Here is a 19,653-nt window from a genome sequence, read left to right on the forward strand (position 1 = left end):
GATTCGGGGGCGAGCGAACATGGAGGTCAATGCGGGAACGGAACTTCAATCATTCAGCAGCCGTTATAACAGCGAGCAGGTCTGCATGGAGGCGGTAATCGCGATGAAGTGGCCGAACGGCTTCGTCTGCCCGCGCTGCGCTCACACCCGGTGCAGTCGTTTGACTTCCCGGCATATCCCCTTGTTCGAGTGCGGAAAGTGCAAACATCAAACGTCGGCTTTGGTCGGCACGATTTTTGAAGGAACACATTTGCCCCTGCTCAAGTGGTTTAAGGTCCTGGATTTGTTCCTGCTTGAGGACGGCATCTCGGCGATGCGGCTGAGCCAAGTGATCCGGGTCACCTACAAAACCGCCTGGTTGATGCTGCACAAAATACGCCATGCCGTCGGGGAGTTCGATACCCAGAAGTTGCTGAGAAGCGGAGACGTGAAGGTGAACAGCGATCTGTACGGGCGCGATCCGTCCCGGTGTCAGTTTTCCCATCCATATGCCTCGGCGGTCGTAGCGGGATGCACAGTGACAGAGTCGGGCGAGCCGAAGCAGGTCAAAATCCGCCTGGTGCCGCATAAGCGAGGAGACGGACAAAGAGCAAACCGTCTCGAACTCGCTGCGCTCATCAACGGGCATGTGGATGTCCGTACATCGGCGGTGCAGTCGTTCCCTCTAGCCTATCGGCTGTATGCGCCCTTGCGGAAAGTGGTGAGAGAAGCGTGGGAATCGTTGAAGAGTACATATATAGCCTTGGGACTGAAGCATCTGCAGGCGTACCTCAACGAGTATACCGGACGCCGCCGGCTGCACCTGCCCGGAGCGAAAGAAACGATGCGGCAGAAGTTGCTGCGCATATGTGTAGCGATTCCGGCGATCCCTTACCGCCAGCTGATCGCGCGCCAACCGAATCAGCCCCTTGCGGCTGCGGCCTGATCGACACGCTGGAACGGCGGGGGGAGTTTGACGAAGATCAACTTAATGGGTAAGGGTTAGCTTAATGCGGATCAACTTGATTGGTGCGAGCTAGCATGAACGGTGTGCGCGTTGCTGCAAACGGAAGGGTTCAGGCTACAGCAAAATCATGGTCTTTTCGTTTCCCTCGCGTCTTGTCCTTGGTCTCCTGTCTTGATCTCTTGTCCGGTCTGTTTCACCTCCCCTAAACCTGATTCCTTCTCCTAAGCCCGTCTAAATTATCTCGAACCTACCTGCTTCTCCACCAAATATTTTCTTCTCCCAAGCTTGTCTATTTCTCCGCTACCCTGATCAAACGGGATAATCGTGCAAAGCGTCCGGACAGTGAGTGTTGAACTGCCGCCCAACCCACCGGTCTTCCCTATCCTCAAGCTTTCAACGCCCTTGGCAGTTGATTTAGGTCGGGTTGATGGTCTATAACAATGAAAGACACCTCTTCTGTCTGATCGTAGAAGCTCGTCACTCCTGCTTCGCCAAGCGGAGCGGTGTTTTTCTATTTTGCCAGCCGCCTATCTTAATTCTTGAGAACCTTCAGTTCAAGGACTCAAGCTGATTTTTGCTCTGCGAATGTTGTGTTTATAAGTTTTCAGCGGAGCTGAACAATTCTATAATCGCGGGGAAAACTTCCGCTAAATGCTCTCTGTCTTCTTTGAATGTACATCGATAGACGCTTTTCTATATGTTATAATTTTCAGACGCGGATCAGGACGCCTTCGAGGTAGCTGGAATGGGATCAAGTGCAATAGTGCATCTCATTTGGGCCTATCGGATAAAAAGTAGCTTATGACCGGAAATGAACTGCACTTTTGCAGTTGAACTGCCCTTTTCGAGGGGGTTCGACAAAAATCGCCTGCACTTTTGCTTTTCGCAGAACGGTCTTGAGTGGGACGGCCCTATAGCGGGGTGGCATAGAACGGGGGTGTTTTTTTTTAGAGTAGCTTCTGACGTCCCTTCGACTAATGATAAGCATAGGAATATAGACCTAAATTCGGCCGCAGATGCCGGCTATTTCTGGTTTGCAAACACATTTCTCACATTGAAACAATAGAGGCAAACGTGCGGATTGCTGCGGGAAAAGTCGAAATTCATCTCAATGCGAGATGTGTGTTCCGACAAAAACCAGCTTTTTTTCAGCGGATACACGCTTAAAAATGATGAAATGAGTCTAGTGATGATTCATCTCAACTTGAGATGAAAACGATATAAAAAAGTTGTGTATAAATGATGAACTTTTTAAGGAAAGCGTTTTAAAAAAGTGGTACAATAATCTGGGTTTCAGCTGTTGTTTCCATGATGAGGGCTTGCTTTTTAACCTCTAATACCGCCTGTTGATAGGAGGATTTTTACGCATGAATATCCATGAATATCAAGGAAAAGAAGTCCTGAAGCAGTACGGCGTTGCCGTTCCTGAAGGACGGGTGGCATTTACGGCCGACGAAGCCGTGAAAGCGGCGGAAGCGCTGGGTACGCCTGTTGTCGTCGTCAAGGCGCAAATCCACGCCGGGGGCCGGGGAAAAGCCGGCGGCGTCAAAGTTGCGAAAAATTTGGACGAAGTCAAAAGCTATGCACAGGAGCTTCTCGGCAAAGTGCTGGTCACGCATCAGACGGGGCCGGAAGGCAAGGAGGTTAAGCGCCTGCTGATCGAGCAGGGCTGCGACATCAAGAAGGAATATTATGTCGGCGTCGTCGTGGACCGGGGAACCGGACGTGTGACGATGATGGCTTCCGAGGAAGGCGGCACTGAAATTGAGGAAGTGGCCGCAGCGACGCCGGAGAAAATTTTCAGAGAAGTGATCGATCCGGCGGTAGGGCTTACGCCGTTCCAGGCGCGCCGGTTGGCTTTTGCAATCAACATTCCAAACGAGCTCGTCGGGAAAGCCGCGCAGTTTATGCTGGCTTTGTACAATGCGTTTATCGACAAAGATTGCTCCATCGCGGAAATCAACCCGCTGGTCGTGACTGGAGACGGCAATGTGCTGGCGCTCGACGCCAAGCTGAATTTCGATTCGAATGCTTTGTTCCGTCACAAGGACATTTTGGAGCTGCGCGATTTGGAAGAAGAAAACGAAAAGGAAATCGAAGCCTCGAAATTCGATCTTAGTTACATCGCCCTCGATGGGAACATCGGCTGCATGGTTAACGGGGCCGGCCTGGCGATGGCGACGATGGACATCATTAAATATTATGGCGGCGACCCTGCCAACTTCCTGGATGTAGGGGGCGGCGCAACGGCCGAGAAAGTCACGGAGGCGTTCAAAATCATTTTGTCCGACGCCAAAGTGAAGGGCATTTTCGTCAATATTTTCGGCGGCATCATGAAATGCGACGTCATTGCTTCCGGCATCGTGGAAGCGGCGAAACAGGTCAGTCTGGACCGTCCGCTCGTCGTGCGCCTGGAAGGGACGAATGTCGAGCTCGGGAAGCGGATATTGGCCGAATCGGGGCTGGCGATCGTATCCGCGGACTCCATGGCCGACGGCGCGCAAAAGATCGTTTCGCTCGTATCCTAAGTTTTACCTATCCATGAAGGGGAGGCTCGAAATATGAGTATTTTGGTCGATAAAAATACAAAAGTCATCACCCAGGGGATTACAGGCAAAACCGCCCTGTTTCACGCCAAAGGCGCCCTGGATTACGGCACCCAAATGGTGGGGGGGACTTCGCCCGGCAAGGGGGGGAGCCAGGTCGATATCGCGCTGGAAAACGGGAGCACGGTCAGCCTGCCCGTTTTTAACACGGTGAAAGAAGCGAAAGCCGCTACCGGCGCGACGGCCAGCGTTATTTACGTGCCGCCGGCTGCCGCGGCCGATTCCATCCTTGAAGCCGTAGAGGCGGAAATGGAGCTCGTCATTTGCATTACGGAAGGGATTCCGGTGCTCGATATGGTTAAAGTCAAACGTTATATGGAAGGAAAAAACACCGTGCTGATCGGTCCAAACTGCCCTGGCGTAATCACCCCGGGGGAATGTAAAATCGGCATTATGCCGGGATACATTCATCTTCCGGGCCATGTCGGCGTCGTATCGCGGAGCGGCACGCTGACGTACGAAGCCGTGCATCAGCTTACAACCCGCGGTATCGGGCAATCCTCGGCCGTCGGCATCGGCGGCGACCCGGTCAAGGGATCGGAGTTTATCGACATTTTGCGCCGGTTTAATGAAGACGAGAGCACGCATGCCGTCATCATGATTGGGGAAATCGGCGGCACGGCGGAAGAGGAAGCGGCCGAATGGATTAAGGAAAATATGACGAAACCTGTCGTCGGTTTCATCGGCGGCGTTACGGCGCCTCCGGGGAAACGGATGGGCCATGCCGGCGCGATCATTTCCGGCGGGAAAGGCACGGCGAAGGAAAAAATAGCCAAGCTTGAGGCTTGTGGCATCAAAGTGGCCCCTACCCCTTCGGAAATGGGTGCCACGCTCGTCAGTGTGCTTGAAGAACGCGGTTTGCTCGAAGCCTGCACGACACATTGATTTTTATTTGGTATAATTAAGGAAAAGGTAAGCAACCTTCTATTGGCCCATTGCGGCGGGAAGGTTGCTTTTTTTGTTGTCCTGGCATACATCTGAATGGAGGAATGGACATGGAGAAAAAATGGATTTTGGTGGGGCTGCACGAAAGCCCCGGACTTGGCTGGAAGAGGATTCAAGGCATCCTGTCCCGGCCCGGTTGGGAGGGGGCGCCGGACTTTAGCTCCGCGGATTGGATGGAGCGGGGGCTCGATTCCGAGCTGGCCTTGCAAATGTCCAAGCTTTTCACCTTGGGCTGGATCGAATCTCGGCTGGAGCTGATAAGGCGTAAAAAAGTTCGAGCGATCACCCGTTTTGATGCGGAGTATCCTGTATTAATGGAAGAAATCGCCCGCCCGCCTTGGGTGCTGTATACGCTGGGCGAGCCCCGGCTGCTCTCCACCCTGTCGGTAGCCGTCGTAGGAACGCGTCTGCCTACGGCCTATGGGCGCAAGATTGCCGTGCAGCTGGCGGAGGAGCTGTGCAGCCACGGCATTACGGTCGTCAGCGGTTTGGCCCGCGGGATTGACGGGATCAGCCATGAGGCCGCGCTCCGGGCGGGCGGCTCGACAATCGCCGTGCTGGGAACGGCCATCGATGTCGCCTATCCGCCGGAAAACGCCTCCCTGTACCGCAGCATTGCGGAGCAGGGGCTGATCGTCTCCGAATACCCGATCGGCACGCCGGGCCATCCCGGCATGTTTCCGCAGCGCAACCGGATCATCGCCGGGGTCAGCCGCGGTACGGTGGTCGTGGAGGCGGACGCCCGCAGTGGTTCGCTCATCACGGCGGATTGGGCGCTGGATGCGAACCGGGATGTGTTTGCCGTGCCCGGCCCGATCACCTCGCCCAAAAGTCGCGGTACGCTGGCGCTGCTGAAGCAGGGAGCGAAAATCGTAACCTGCGCCCAAGATATTTGGGAGGAATATGGTCCCATCTTTTCTGCGCCCGAAATGCCTGTCCAAACTGGGGAAAACGCAAACAAGTTGACAGATGAGGAGCGGCGCATATACCATATGTTGGAGCAGGGAATCGTCAGTTTTGACGAATTGCTTGTAAAAACGGAATGGGATTTTGGACTTTTACATTCAGTTCTGTTATCTTTAATCATGAAAAAAACGGTGGTCCAGCTCCCTGGCTCCGTGTATCAACTAATATAGTCCATTCCTAACCGAGAGTGGCTGAATATATGACTATATCAGATGGAAGTTTGTATGTTTGAGAGGAGGACGAACCTGTGGCGGATTCACTCGTCATCGTGGAATCGCCTGCCAAGGCGAAAACGATTGGCAAATACCTAGGCAGCAAATACATCGTGAAAGCCTCAATGGGCCATGTTCGCGATTTACCCAAAAGCCAAATTGGGGTTGAAGTTGAGAACGACTTCAGTCCGAAGTATATTACGATCCGTGGGAAGGGTTCCGTGTTAAAAGAATTGAAGGATGCCAGTAAAAAGGTCAAAAAAATCTATCTGGCAGCCGACCCCGATCGCGAAGGAGAAGCGATAGCCTGGCATTTGGCCCATGTCCTGGACGTGGATGAAAAGGAAACGTGCCGCGTCGTATTTAATGAGATTACGAAGCAGGCGGTGAAGGATGCGTTTAAAAGCCCGCGCAAGATCAATATGGATTTGGTGAACGCGCAGCAGGCCAGACGCATTTTGGACCGGCTCGTCGGTTACAAGATCAGCCCGCTGCTGTGGAAAAAGGTCAAAAAAGGCTTGTCGGCCGGCCGCGTTCAATCGGTTGCCGTCAAGATCATTTTGGACCGGGAAAACGAAATCTCCGCGTTTGTACCCGAGGAATACTGGAGTATTACGGCGAGGCTAAAAACCGGAGAATCCTCGTTCGAAGCGAAGTTTCATCAATTCCGGGGTGAGAAGCTTGAGCTAAAGAGCGAGCAGCAGGTTAAGGAGATTTTACAATCGATCGACAAAGCCAAATTCAGTGTTGCCGAGGTCAAGGAGAAGGAACGTCTGCGCCATCCGGCCGCTCCGTTTACGACCAGCTCCCTGCAGCAGGAAGCGGCCCGCAAGCTGAATTTCCGCGCCGCCAAAACGATGTCGGTCGCCCAGCAGCTGTATGAAGGCGTTGACCTTGGGAAGGAAGGCACCGTCGGCTTGATTACCTACATGCGTACCGACTCGACCCGGATTGCCGCGTCGGCGCAGGAGGAAGCGAAGGAATATATCCTGGGCAAGTACGGCGAAGACTACGCTCCCGAATCGCCGCGCCAGTACTCGAAGAAAGCGGCCGGCGCTCAGGATGCCCACGAAGCGATCCGCCCGACGTCGGCGATGCGCGATCCAGAATCGGTCAAGGAATTCACCAGCCGAGACCAGTATCGGCTGTATAAGCTGATTTGGGACCGCTTTATGGCCAGCCAGATGTCCTCGGCCGTGCTGGATACGTTGTCCGTCGATATCGCTGCAGGCGAAGCAACGTTCCGAGCCGTCGGGTCGAAAATCCGCTTTCCGGGATTTATGAAGCTGTATGTGGAAGGCAACGACGACGGCAGCGCCAACGACGATGACAAGTTTTTGCCGCCGCTGGCGCAAGGGGATAAGCTGATCACGGAAGAGATCGAGCCAAAGCAGCACTTCACCCAGCCACCGCCACGGTATACGGAGGCCCGCCTCGTCAAAACGTTGGAAGAACTGGGCATCGGACGCCCAAGTACCTATGCGCCGACCCTGGAGACGATCCAAAAACGCGGATACGTCGCCATTGAGGAGAAGAAGTTTGTGCCTACCGAGTTGGGCGAGCTGGTCATCGAGCAAATGGAGCAATTTTTCCCGGAAATTCTCGATGTGGAGTTTACGGCCCATATGGAGGAAGATCTTGACCATGTGGAAGATGGCGCCGAGGATTGGGTCCGGGTGCTTAGCGAATTCTACGAATCGTTCGAGAAGCGGCTGAGCGTGGCCGAGGAAGAGATGAAGGAAATCGAGATCGAAGACGAGGTTTCCGACGAAATTTGCGAGAAATGCGGCAAACCGATGGTGTATAAGCTGGGACGGTTCGGCAAGTTCCTGGCCTGTTCGGGGTTCCCGGATTGCCGGAACACGAAGCCGATCGTCAAGGATATCGGCGTAACTTGCCCGAAATGCAAGGAAGGCCATGTGGTGGAGCGGCGCAGCAAGAAGGGGCGGATTTTTTACGGCTGCGATCGTTATCCGGAATGCGATTTCGTATCCTGGGATAAGCCGTCGCCGAAGCCTTGCCCGAAATGCGGTTCGCTGCTCGTAGAGAAGCGGAACAAGCAGGGTGGAAAGCTGCAATGCACTTCCTGCGACTACGTGGAGGCCATCGAGGAAAACGACGACGGAGCCGATGATTAAACCACGGCCTCCCGCTTGAACCAATATCGTACGAATCAATATTTGAAGCGGGAAATCATCTAAGATACTCAGCAGGAGACTTGGGGGGATTTAACTCTTATGAATAACAATAAAGTAACGGTTATCGGCGCGGGGCTGGCGGGCAGCGAAGCGGCTTGGCAAATCGCGAGCCGCGGCGTCCCCGTCGTGCTTTACGAAATGCGTCCGGTCGTAAAAACCCCGGCTCACCACACGGATAAATTTGCTGAGCTCGTCTGCAGCAATTCGCTGCGGGCCAATGGCCTAACCAACGCCGTCGGCGTGCTGAAGGAAGAGATGCGGATGCTGAATTCGCTTGTGCTTGGCGCCGCCGACCGCAATGCGGTCCCGGCGGGCGGAGCGTTGGCGGTGGACCGCGATGGCTTCTCCGGAGAAATTACGCGTACGCTGCGCGAGCATCCGCTGATCGAAGTGGTGAACGAGGAGATCCAGGAGATCCCGCAGGAAGGCGTCGTCGTGATCGCGACCGGCCCGCTCACGTCTCCCGCGCTTTCGGAGCAAATCAAGCGGCTGACCGGCGAGGATTACTTTTATTTTTATGACGCCGCCGCCCCGATCGTGGAGAAGGACTCGATCGATATGAGCAAAGTGTATCTCGCCTCCCGCTACGATAAAGGCGAAGCCGCTTATCTCAACTGCCCGATGACAGAGGAGGAATTTGATGCATTCTATGAAGCGCTGATTTCCGCCGAAGTGGCCCAGCTCAAGGAATTCGAAAAAGAAGTGTATTTCGAAGGCTGCATGCCGATTGAAGTCATGATGCAGCGCGGCAAGCAGACCGCGTTATTCGGGCCGATGAAGCCCGTAGGCCTCGTTAACCCGCATACCGGCACGCTCCCTCACGCTGTTGTACAGCTTCGCCAGGATAACGCCGCGGGGACGCTGTACAACCTGGTGGGTTTCCAGACCCATTTGAAATGGGGCGAGCAAAAACGCGTCTTCTCGATGATCCCGGGCCTGGAAAACGCCGAATTCGTCCGCTACGGCGTCATGCACCGCAACACATTCATCAATTCGCCGAAGCTGCTTGACCCGACGTATCAGCTGAAGGCGCGCCCAACGCTCTTTTTCGCCGGCCAGATGACCGGCGTCGAGGGTTACGTTGAGTCCGCCGCCTCCGGTCTGATCGCCGGCATCAACGCCGCCCGCGCCGCTTCCGGCGCCGAAGGCATCGTCCTCCCCGCGGACACCACCCTCGGCAGCATGGCGCGGTACATTACAACCGCGGACTTCGAACACTTCCAGCCGATGAATGCCAATTTCGGCCTGTTCCCGAAGCTGGACACCCGCTACCGCAAAAAAGCCGAGAAAAACGAAGCGCTCGCCCAGCGTGCGCTGCAAAGCTTGAGAACCTTTATGACAGAAGAACGGTTGGGCTAACCACCGTTTTTTTGCACTCTATGTACAAAAGGGAATCCAGCAAGCTCATTAAGTCATAACATAGAACTAGCGTTAAAAAAAACGTCTGTTGCCAGCTCGTAGTCAAGCGATTCCCGAAGGGAGAGCGCTAGGGAGCGCCTCAGTAACTCCTACGTTAGTTCCAAATCAGGTAACCCGGGAGCGCCCTAAGTAAGACGTACCCCGAAGGGGAGAAAAGCGTTCCAAACACAAAGTCAAGCGAATCCCGCACGGAGAGCGCTAAGGAGCGCCACAGTGCCTCCCACGTTAGTTCAAAGCAGGTAACCCAGGAACACCCAAAGTAAGACGTACCCCGAAGGGGAGAAAAGCGTTCCCAGCACGAAGTTCAAGCGAATCCCGAAGGGAGAGCGCTAAGGAGCGCCACAGTACCTCCCACGTTAGTCCCCTTTGCGGGTATCCAAAGGGCAGCGGGCCCTTGGAGCCCTCCCTTACGGTAAGGGAGGGTTTGGGAGGGTTGAGATGATAAAAAGAAAGGAAGGCGATACAAATGATTCCGACTTTTCACGCTACAACGATCTGCGCCGTTCGTTATAACGGCAAGGGGGCGATTGCGGGCGACGGCCAGGTCACTTTTGGCGAAAACGTTGTGATGAAGCAGACCGCTAAAAAAGTCCGCCGTTTATACCGGGGGCAGGTGCTCGCCGGGTTTGCGGGTTCGGTAGCCGATGCGATTACGCTGTTTGAGAAATTTGAAGGCAAGCTGGAAGAACACCATGGCAATTTGCAACGGGCTGCCGTCGAGCTCGCCAAAGATTGGCGTCAGGATCGGGTGCTGCGCAAGCTGGAGGCACTGATGATCGTGATGGACCATTCGGGGATGCTGCTCATTTCCGGCGGCGGAGAAATCATCGAGCCGGATGATGACGTGCTGGCCATCGGCTCGGGCGGCAACTTTGCGCTTTCGGCGGCCCGGGCGCTCAAACGGCATGCCGGTGGAATGGAAGCCAAAGACATCGTCCGGGAGTCCTTGCAGATCGCCTCGGAAATTTGCGTGTATACGAACAGCAACATTATCGTGGAAGAGCTTTAAAGCGGCCTAGGCCACATTATTTTCTCAGGAGGGACGTATCGTGAGCGAGAAAAATTTAACGCCAAGACAAATCGTCGCAGAGCTGGATAAATACATCGTGGGCCAGAAACAAGCGAAAAAATCCGTGGCTGTAGCCTTGCGGAACCGCTACCGGCGAAGCCTGCTCCACGAAGAGGTGCAGGATGAAATCGTGCCGAAGAACATGCTGATGATCGGTCCGACAGGGGTCGGCAAAACGGAAATCGCCCGCCGTCTCGCCAAACTGGTGGGAGCGCCGTTTGTGAAAGTGGAGGCTACCAAATTTACCGAGGTCGGTTACGTCGGCCGGGATGTTGAATCGATGGTCCGGGATCTGATTGAAACGGCCATCCGCACCGTAAAGCTGGAGCGTACCGAAAAGGTCAAAGACAAGGCGGAGGAGCTTGCTAATGAGCGGCTCGTCCACATTCTGGTTCCTTCCGAAAACAAGGCCAAAAGCGGGCGTAATCCATTCGAAATGCTGTTCGGAGGCGGAAACCAGGGCAGTGTCCCGGCCCAAGAGCAAACCGAGGAGGACGGCAGCCTCGTCGAGCGCCGCCGCCAAGTCCGCTTCAAGCTGCTTGCCGGCCAGCTCGAAGACGATATCGTCGAGGTCGAAGTGGAGGACAATGCGCCTACGATGATGGACATGTTTGCCGGACAAGGCAATGACCAGCTCGGGATCAACATGCAGGAAATGTTCGGGAACCTTTTGCCCAAGCGCACCAAAAAAAGAAAATTGACCGTGAAAGAAGCGCGCAAAGTGCTGACGCAAGAAGAAGCCGCCAAGCTGATCGACCATGATGATCTTATCCAAGAGGCGATCACGAGAGCGGAGCAGAGCGGGATTATTTTTATCGACGAAATCGATAAAGTAGCCAGCCGGGGGCAAGGATCCGGACCGGATGTTTCCCGCGAAGGCGTGCAGCGCGATATTTTGCCGATCGTCGAAGGTTCGACGATAATGACGAAATACGGTCCGATCAAAACCGATTATATTTTGTTTATCGCCGCCGGAGCGTTCCATATCGCCAAACCGTCGGATTTGATTCCCGAATTGCAGGGGCGTTTCCCGATTCGCGTGGAACTCAGCAGCTTGTCGCTGGACGATTTTGTTTCGATTTTGACGGAGCCGCAAAACGCTCTTACCAAACAGTACATTGAACTGCTGCGCACGGAGAATCTGGAGATTGAATTTTCCGACGAAGCCATTCGGGAAATCGCCAGAATCGCCGCCGCCGTAAATGCCAACACCGAAAACATCGGGGCAAGAAGACTGCATACCATTCTGGAAAAGTTGCTGGAGGATTTGTCCTTTGAAGCACCGGAACTGACGTTGGAAAAAATGGTGATCACTCCGGAATACGTAAGGGAAAAATTAGGAGAAATTGCCCAGGATCGTGATTTGAGCCAGTTCATTTTGTGAGTTTTTCGACGTTATTTTGATGTTCTCGGCTTTTTTACCCAGGACCTGACACTTTTTTCACAAATTCTTCAAGAAAGACCACCAACCTATGAAAATAGGCGTGGTCTTTTTGTTATTCCGACAAAGTTGATAAATTTTAGTTTGATTGAAAATTGTCGAATGCTGGCTGTTTTATAGAAATAACTTCAAATAATGAAAAAAGTAACTAATTACGTCCCAAAGATAGGGCTTTTTTCTTATTGTAATAATGTCGAATCTCCATGAAACTTAGGATATATGACATCATGAAAATTTTTCACTAACTAGGACATAAGAAAGACAGCAAGAAAGACAAAAAATAGCAAAAATATGTCGAAAAAAAGAGGATTTATGATCTGTTTGTTGAATTATGATGATTAACTGCTCATATGAGACTTAAAGGGGGGAAATAAGGTGCAATTGTTGAATGGGTTGGGATTTAACAGACTAGAGTCTGCATTAGAGGCCGCCAATCTTCGGCAAGGGGTTATTTCCAATAATATCGCCAATGAGGACACCCCCTATTATAAGCGTTCAAGCGTTTCTTTTGAAAGCTTGCTGCAGGGCGAACTGAATGGCGGCATGCCTGCCTTGCAGGGCAAAAGAACTGATTCCAGACATTTCGAAATAGGGCCGCCGACGGGTATTCCGGAGCCGAAAGTCCTGACGGATGAGAGCACGATCATGAACAACAACCAAAACAACGTGGACATCGACAGCGAGATGACCCAACTTGCCGAAAACCAACTTCGGTACAATTCTTACATCGAACAGCTTAATTACATGGTCAAAATGAAACGCACGGCTGTAGAAGGGAGATAAACAAAGTGACAATCAGCAACAGTTTCAGCATTAGTTCTTCCGCACTAACTGCGCAGCGTCTCCGTATGGACGTCATTTCCTCAAACATCGCCAACGCCGAGACGACGAGAGCGAGAATCGAAAACGGCCAAGCGGTTCCTTATCGCAGAAAAACCGTCGTCATGGCTCCTAAGGAAGCGGACTTTGGCAGTGCGCTGAGCTCCGCTCTTGAGGGCGGATTTAACGGCCAAGGGGTCAAAATTACGAAGATTCAAGAAGACTCCGCTCCTTTTAAACCGGTGTACAATCCGACGCATCCCGACGCGAATAGCGAAGGGTATGTATACATGCCGAACGTGGACATTTTGAAAGAAATGGTGGACATGATTTCGGCTACCCGGTCCTATGAAGCTAACGTAACGGTGCTGAACGCCAGCAAAGCGATGATCACCAAAGCGCTGCAAATAGGCAAATAGTAATAAAGCAAGCTAGACATCAAGCAGTTAGGAGTGTTGACCTTTGATTGAGAGAATGAGCTTTGACGCCATCAAACCGCTGGTGGGGCCGCAGCTGCCAAACAAACCGCAGACGCCTACTCCCGCCGAATCGATTAGGAACTTCAGTTCTTATTTGAGCGATGCGTTGGACGGAGTGGCCGCGCAGGAAGTGAACGCCCAGAAAGTAAATGATCAATTTATGCTCGGAAATGCAAGCGCCGACCAGATGATGATCGCCTCAGAGCAAGCTTTGTTAAGTTTGCAGTTGACGACGCAAGTACGCAATAAAGTGATAGAAGCTTACCAAGAAATCATGCGTACGCAAATTTAACGATTTTAGATGCTTCGGATGAGGTGACATTGTGAATGAGAGAATCGCTCAGTACCGTGACCGATTAACCGGGTACTGGAACCAATTCAGCAAAAAACAGAAAACATTATTGCTCGCTACAATCGCATTCGTATTGCTCGCCGTGATCCTGATGACGATCCAATTCTCCAAAACGGAGTATGAAGTAGCTTTTACGGACCTGGATTCGACCGATGCTGCCGGGATTATCAATTATTTGGAATCCGGGGGCATCCCTTACAAGCTGAGTCCGGACGGAACGGCGATTTCGGTTCCAAGCAAAAACGCGTCCCGCGTAAAAGTGGACGTTGGGTCCCAAGGGATCGTCAAAAGCGGCTCTATCGGACTGGAATCTTTTAACGAAAGCTCTTCACTGATCGGCATGACGGATAATGAGTTCAACGTTAAGTACAAAAACGCTTTGAACGGCGAAGTTGAACAACTGCTGAAACAGATGCAGGGTGTCAAGGACGCCAAGGTATTGATCAATCTTCCGGCAGAAAACGTGTTTGCCAGTCCGGACGAGCAGGAAAAAGCGACGGCTTCCGTCGTCCTCACCTTCAATCCGGGATATCGTGCAAACCAGGAGGCTATCGACGGATACTTTAATCTAGTCAAGACATCGGTACCGAATTTGCCGGTTGAAAACATCTCCATGTCATCCAGCGATGATACCGTACTATTGCCCAGCGGACAAGGCGGGACAAGCGGCACGCTGTCGGCGGCGGTTCAGGAGAACATGGCCTTGCAGAAAAAATTTGAGAGCGATGTTCGCCAGAGTGTGAAACAGTTCCTTTCCAGACTGACGGGACCGGACAAAATTGAGGTGCTGGTCGCATCCAAACTTAATTTTGACCAAGTGACGCAAAAAGACAATCTGGTGACGCCGGTCGATACCGAAAATATGAAAGGGATCGAAATCAGCGCGCAAAAGGTGCAAAAGAGCTACACGGGCACGGCAAGTCCTGATAGCGGAGTCCCGGGAACCGGCCAGCAGGATGTCGTAAATTACCCTTCGGCCCAGTCCAGCGGCGGCTCTTCTTCGGAGGAATCGTCCTCGACGATCAATTACGAAGTCAATCGGATTACGAAGGATATTGTTGCCAGCCCTTACGTCATTAAGGATTTAACCATCAACGTTGCCGTTGAACCACCCAACGGACAGCAAGCATTGGACGATACGACCCGCTTGGCCATCGAAAATATTTTGAGCAACATCGTGGGTTCATATCTTGCCGATTCCGGTACTACATATACAGACGCTGAACTACAGCGAAAAGTTTCAGTTGTTTCGCAACCATTTCTTAGCAACGTTGAGCCGAATACGGGTCTGAGCCTCTCAAGCCCGGTAGTATGGGGAGTTGGCGCGGCGGCTCTGTTGGCACTGGCAGGCATTGGATTCGTCTTGTTCCGCCGTCGCCGCAAGCAACAACTGGCAGAAGAGGAAGAAGAAATTTCGATGCCTCTCACTCCGGAATTCCCGTCCATTAATTTGGATTCGGTCACGAATGAGAACCAAGTGCGCAAACAACTGGAGACGCTGGCCAAGAAGAAGCCGGAGGAATTCGTTAACTTGCTTCGCACATGGCTAGCTGACGATTAGAGGTGAACGCATTGTCAAAAACAACGAGCACGGTGTTAACCGGGAGACAGAAAGCGGCCATATTGTTGATCACGCTTGGACCTGAGGTATCGGCGGAAATTTTTAAACATCTGCGCGATGAGGAAATCGAGCAATTGACGCTTGAAATCGCCAACGTCCGCAAAGTGGACAGCGTGGAAAAAGAGATGATCATGGCCGAGTTCCACCAGATTTGTCTGGCCCAGGAGTATATTACGCAGGGCGGCATCAATTACGCCAAGGAGATTTTGGAGAAGGCGCTGGGGCAGTCCAAGGCGCTGGACATCATCAATCGGTTGACGGCGACCTTGCAGGTGAGACCTTTCGACTTTGCCCGCAAGGCGGACCCGAACCAAATTTTAAACTTTATTCAGAACGAGAATGCTCAGACGATTGCCCTTGTTTTGTCCTATCTGCAATTTGAGCAGGCGGCGGCTATTCTCTCCTCTTTGCCGCAGGAGAAGCAGGCGGAGGTTGCCAGAAGAATCGCCGTGATGGACAGCACGTCTCCGGAAGTGATTTCTCAGGTTGAACGTGTCCTGGAACAAAAGCTGTCCGCTACCGTAACTCAGGACTACACCAGCGCGGGCGGCATCGAGTCGATCGTGCAAATTTTGAACGGGGTCGACCGGGGCACGGAAAGAACGATTCTCGATTCGTTGGAAATTCAAGATCCGGAGCTGGCCGAAGAGATCAAAAAGCGGATGTTTGTTTTCGAAGATATCGTCAACATCGACAACCGCTCGATCCAACGGATTATTCGCGACATCGAAAACGCGGATCTGCAGCTTGCCCTCAAAGTGGCCAGCGAAGAAGTCCGGGAAGCCGTTTTCCGCAATATGTCGAAGCGGATGTCCGAGACGTTCAAGGAAGAAATGGAATACATGGGACCTGTGCGGCTGCGTGATGTCGAAGAAGCACAGACCCGCATCGTAGCTACGATCCGCAGATTGGAAGAAGCTGGTGAGATCATCATCGCCCGTGGCGGAGGAGATGACATCATTGTCTAATTTGATTAAGGTGTCGCAGTACGTTCCGGTGGAAGTTCTGAAACAGCTCAATTTGGCGAAATCGTTCGAGACTCCCTTGGATCAGCATGATAAAGTGGAGACCCCTGCCGTAGAGGAAGATGTTCCATCGCCGGAAGATATCGCCGCGGAACAAATCCGCAAGCAAATGCTTGACGATGCCAAGGAGTTTGCTGAACGTCAGGTAAGGGAAGCGTCGGAACAAGCCGAGCAACTGCTTGCCGAAGCCCGGGAGCAAATCGAAACTTGGTGGCAGGAGCGCCGTGAGCAGGATGAGCATTTAATAGAAGCAGTCAAATCGGAAGGCTTCAGCCAAGGGTTTGAGGAAGGCAAAGTTCAAGCGGAGCTGGCTTTGAAGGCCAAAATTGACGAAATGATGCAGGAAGCGGGAGCCGTACTGCAGCAGGCTTACGTAGAGAAAGAACGGATCATTCAGGAGGCTGAACCGTTTCTTGTGGAGCTTAGCAGCGCGATCGCCGAGAAAGTTATCGATAAGCAGCTGAGCGTCGATCCGGATTTTACGCTGGAGCTGATCAAGAAAAGCTTGGCGCGCAAACGGGAGCAAGGCATTCTTACGTTATGCGTTTCACCCGTTCACTTTGCTTTCGTGCAGGCGGCCAGAGAGGAACTCAGCCTGGCGATCGATTCGCAAGCGGAGCTGCAAATTTTGCCGGATCCGACCGTAAAAGACCGGGGCTGTGTGATTCGTTCCGCATTCGGCAGCGTGGATGCCCGCATCGATACGCAATTGACCGAAATCAAAAAAGAGCTGGTGCGCATCGCGATGCAGGCGGAAGAGCGGGGGCAGACAAACGATGAGCGTGAACGCTGAACGTTATATCGACCATCTCAGGCAGCTTGATCCGGTCCGGATCAACGGCAAGGTCACTCAAGTCATAGGCCTTATGGTCGAATCCGAAGGACCTGATGCCAGCATCGGCGACGTGTGCTATATCTATCCGACTAAAGCGTCACAACCGCTGCAGGCCGAAGTTGTCGGGTTTCGGGACAACAAAGTGCTGCTGATGCCGCTGGGTGAACTCCAGTCCATCGGTCCCGGATGCGATGTGGTCGGAACCGGAAAGCCGCTCACTGTGCAGGTGGGATCCGAGCTTTTGGGCAAAGTGCTGGACGGTTTGGGCCAACCGCTCGACGGTTCGCTTTTGCCTTCGCGGATGGGCCACTACTCGACCTTTAACAAGCCGATGAACCCGCTCAATCGCCCACGCGTAGCCGAACCGATCAGTATCGGGGTCCGGGCGCTCGACGGATTGCTGACGATCGGCAAAGGACAGCGGGTAGGTATTTTCGCTGGTTCCGGGGTAGGTAAAAGTACCTTGATGGGAATGATTGCCCGGAATACGGCGGCGGACGTCAATGTGATCGCTTTGGTAGGGGAACGCGGCCGCGAGGTGCTGGACTTCATTGAACGGGACCTTGGGCCTGAAGGCCTGGAGCGATCCGTTGTTATCGTGGCCACTTCGGACCAGCCTGCTTTGATCCGGATGAAAGGAGCGCTCATCGCTACGACGATTGCTGAATATTTTCGCGATCGAGGCCTGAACGTCATGCTGATGATGGATTCGGTGACGCGTTATGCGATGGCGCTGCGCGAAGTGGGACTTGCCATTGGCGAGCCGCCGGCGATGAGAGGGTATACGCCTTCGGTATTCGCCGCGCTGCCCAAGCTGATGGAAAGGGCGGGGACCGGGCCGACCGGATCGATTACCGCTTTTTATACCGTGCTGGTTGACGGCGACGATATGAATGAGCCGATCGCCGACGCGGTGAGGGGGATTTTGGACGGACATATCGTGCTGAACCGGGGCATAGCGAACAAAGGACATTTCCCGGCCATCGACATTTTGGCGAGCATCAGCCGGGTTATGAAAGACATCGTGCCGGAGGAGCAAAACGAGGCGGCCGAAAATTACAAAAGGCTGCTGGCGGTGTACAAAGATTCCGAGGATTTGATCAACATCGGCGCTTACCAGCGGGGGTCCAATGCCGACATCGACGAAGCGATGGAATACCTACAGAGCATTTGGGCTTTTTCGAAACAGAAAGTGAACGAAAAGGTAACGCTCGCCGAAGCGCAAGAACGCTTAATTTCCGAATTTGCAAGGAGATGACCCTTAAAGGATGAAATTCCGTTACGTCTATCAGAAAGTTTTGGATTTGAAATCAAACGAGAAGACGCAAGCTGAATGGATGTTGTCCGCCGCCGTCGGGGAGCTGCAGTCGGAACAGCGTTCCTTGGAGCAGTTGTTCGAGGAACAGGCCAGAACCGCTTCGGCCATTCAATGTGAAATGGAAAATAGCGCTTCGATGCAGAAGCTCCAGGAACTTCAACGGTATATGGAATATATCGAGCAGTCCATCACCCGTAAACTGGGGGATGTCAAACGCGCCGAATTGAACGTGGAGCACAAGAAGGCGATTTTAAACGGGAAATTGCTGGACGAAAAAGTTTGGATGAAAGCCAAAGAAAAAGCGAAAGAAAAATTTCAGCACGAAATGCTTCTTCGGGAACAAAACGAGCTGGATGAGATGGCCACCGTCCGGTTTGCCATGAAAGCCCGTTAAATTTTGTGCGGGCGATAATTATGGGTTTTTCGAAGGAGGAAAGCAAATGGCTAAGACGGAGCTGAAGCTGGAGGAAGAGCTGGAAGAATCGGGCGGCGGATTCTCGCGTTTTCTGTTTTTCATGACGCCGATCCTGTTTACGGTTGTTCTTTTTGCGGTGCTGCTATATCTGTTTAACACGAACTTTCGGAATACGCTGCTGGATATCGGGAACAAAGTGCCGTTTATTAGCAACTTCGTGCCCGATCCCGAACTGACCGATGGAGAAAAGGCAACTGCGGCAACGGATGTGAAGAAGCAGCAAGAAAGCACGGACGCTACGGTTAAGGAATTGAAGGAACAGGTTGCCCGTCAGCAAACGGAGCTGCAGGCGGCGAATCAGCAAGCTGCGGAGCAGCAGGACAAGGCGAAGCAGCTTGAGCAAGAACTAGCCGCGGCGAAGCAGCAATCGGCCGAGGAACAACAGGCTGCCGAAGCCGAAGCTTATCAAAAGGAAGTAAAAAAGCTGGCTCAGCTGTATGCGGAAATGAGCCCCAGTAAAGCGGCAGCCATTTTCGGCAATTTAACGACGGACGAAATGCTGCAAATGCTTAACGCGATGAGCAATGAAAGCAAAGTGGCGATTCTGGAAAAAATGGATCCGCAAAAAGCGGCGGATATTTCGATCAAGCTCAAGGATGTGAAGTCATCGGATGATTTGGCGATCGCCGCGCTGCAGTCACGGCTTAAGAAGGATGCTGCCTCGGAAGCCGCGGCGGCGGGTTCGGCCAAAGGATTGGACGATGCCCAGCTTAGCCAGACGTTTGCTTCCATGTCGGCCGACGCCGCTTCCCAGTTGATTTTGCAAACTTACAAAGTCAGTCCGGACAAAGGCTTGAAAATTTTGAAGGCCATCGATGATAACACCCGCTCGAAAATTTTGGAAAACATGACGAAAACCGACGAAAAAACCTCGGTCAAAATTTTGAATCAGCTGCTAGCCAAATGAGATTAAACGGCGGGCAACCG

17 protein-coding genes are annotated in these 19,653 nt (G+C 52.8%); all 17 read left to right on the forward strand.

Features of this window, described 5'->3' with window-relative positions:
• Window positions 1–925, forward strand: a 925-nt coding sequence (locus ACLD72_RS22875; RefSeq protein WP_458476173.1) for a transposase, incomplete at its 5' end; no start/stop codon positions are given.
• 1,388 nt (window positions 926–2,313) lie between these two features.
• On the forward strand, window positions 2,314–3,474 hold the full coding sequence (sucC, locus tag ACLD72_RS22880; RefSeq protein WP_411001741.1) for an ADP-forming succinate--CoA ligase subunit beta: 1,161 nt from the start codon (window positions 2,314–2,316) through the stop codon (window positions 3,472–3,474).
• A gap of 33 nt (window positions 3,475–3,507) precedes the next feature.
• Entirely contained in the window at window positions 3,508–4,437 is a 930-nt protein-coding gene (sucD, locus tag ACLD72_RS22885; RefSeq protein ID WP_411001740.1) for a succinate--CoA ligase subunit alpha, read from the forward strand.
• Window positions 4,438–4,547: 110 nt separating this feature from the next.
• Window positions 4,548–5,633, forward strand: coding sequence for a DNA-processing protein DprA (gene dprA, locus ACLD72_RS22890; protein WP_411001739.1), 1,086 nt, complete (start codon window positions 4,548–4,550; stop codon window positions 5,631–5,633).
• Between the two features lie 77 nt (window positions 5,634–5,710).
• Window positions 5,711–7,813 (forward strand): type I DNA topoisomerase, encoded by a 2,103-nt coding sequence (gene topA, locus ACLD72_RS22895; protein WP_251588291.1) that lies wholly within the window; start codon window positions 5,711–5,713, stop codon window positions 7,811–7,813.
• 99 nt (window positions 7,814–7,912) lie between these two features.
• Window positions 7,913–9,232: an FADH(2)-oxidizing methylenetetrahydrofolate--tRNA-(uracil(54)-C(5))-methyltransferase TrmFO gene (trmFO, locus tag ACLD72_RS22900; protein ID WP_411001738.1), complete on the forward strand. Its 1,320-nt coding sequence runs from the start codon at window positions 7,913–7,915 to the stop codon at window positions 9,230–9,232.
• 526 nt (window positions 9,233–9,758) lie between these two features.
• The gene (gene hslV, locus ACLD72_RS22905) at window positions 9,759–10,301 is read left to right on the forward strand and encodes an ATP-dependent protease subunit HslV (protein WP_411001737.1); all 543 of its coding nucleotides are present in this window, start codon (window positions 9,759–9,761) and stop codon (window positions 10,299–10,301) included.
• A 40-nt stretch (window positions 10,302–10,341) separates the two neighbouring features.
• Window positions 10,342–11,745: an ATP-dependent protease ATPase subunit HslU gene (gene hslU / locus ACLD72_RS22910; protein ID WP_411001736.1), complete on the forward strand. Its 1,404-nt coding sequence runs from the start codon at window positions 10,342–10,344 to the stop codon at window positions 11,743–11,745.
• Between the two features lie 432 nt (window positions 11,746–12,177).
• The gene (gene flgB / locus ACLD72_RS22915) at window positions 12,178–12,585 is read left to right on the forward strand and encodes a flagellar basal body rod protein FlgB (protein WP_411001735.1); all 408 of its coding nucleotides are present in this window, start codon (window positions 12,178–12,180) and stop codon (window positions 12,583–12,585) included.
• A gap of 5 nt (window positions 12,586–12,590) precedes the next feature.
• A complete protein-coding gene (flgC, locus tag ACLD72_RS22920) occupies window positions 12,591–13,040 on the forward strand; it encodes a flagellar basal body rod protein FlgC (protein ID WP_411001734.1) in 450 nt (149 codons plus the stop codon).
• 43 nt (window positions 13,041–13,083) lie between these two features.
• On the forward strand, window positions 13,084–13,392 hold the full coding sequence (gene fliE, locus ACLD72_RS22925; protein ID WP_411001733.1) for a flagellar hook-basal body complex protein FliE: 309 nt from the start codon (window positions 13,084–13,086) through the stop codon (window positions 13,390–13,392).
• A 31-nt stretch (window positions 13,393–13,423) separates the two neighbouring features.
• Complete coding sequence (gene fliF / locus ACLD72_RS22930) at window positions 13,424–15,013, forward strand: flagellar basal-body MS-ring/collar protein FliF (protein ID WP_411001732.1); 1,590 nt, start codon at window positions 13,424–13,426, stop codon at window positions 15,011–15,013.
• Window positions 15,014–15,024: 11 nt separating this feature from the next.
• Window positions 15,025–16,041: a flagellar motor switch protein FliG gene (gene fliG, locus ACLD72_RS22935; RefSeq protein ID WP_128633161.1), complete on the forward strand. Its 1,017-nt coding sequence runs from the start codon at window positions 15,025–15,027 to the stop codon at window positions 16,039–16,041.
• Entirely contained in the window at window positions 16,034–16,891 is an 858-nt protein-coding gene (locus ACLD72_RS22940; protein WP_411001731.1) for a FliH/SctL family protein, read from the forward strand. The genes fliG and ACLD72_RS22940 overlap by 8 nt, the downstream gene beginning before the upstream one ends.
• On the forward strand, window positions 16,875–18,191 hold the full coding sequence (gene fliI, locus ACLD72_RS22945) for a flagellar protein export ATPase FliI (RefSeq protein WP_251588269.1): 1,317 nt from the start codon (window positions 16,875–16,877) through the stop codon (window positions 18,189–18,191). Before ACLD72_RS22940 ends, fliI begins: the two co-directional genes overlap by 17 nt.
• Window positions 18,192–18,201: 10 nt before the next feature.
• Window positions 18,202–18,645 (forward strand): flagellar export protein FliJ, encoded by a 444-nt coding sequence (gene fliJ / locus ACLD72_RS22950; protein WP_251588267.1) that lies wholly within the window; start codon window positions 18,202–18,204, stop codon window positions 18,643–18,645.
• 46 nt (window positions 18,646–18,691) lie between these two features.
• On the forward strand, window positions 18,692–19,633 hold the full coding sequence (locus ACLD72_RS22955; RefSeq protein WP_411001730.1) for a MotE family protein: 942 nt from the start codon (window positions 18,692–18,694) through the stop codon (window positions 19,631–19,633).
• Window positions 19,634–19,653: the final 20 nt, after the last annotated feature.

This window comes from Paenibacillus lacisediminis, assembly GCF_046567315.2.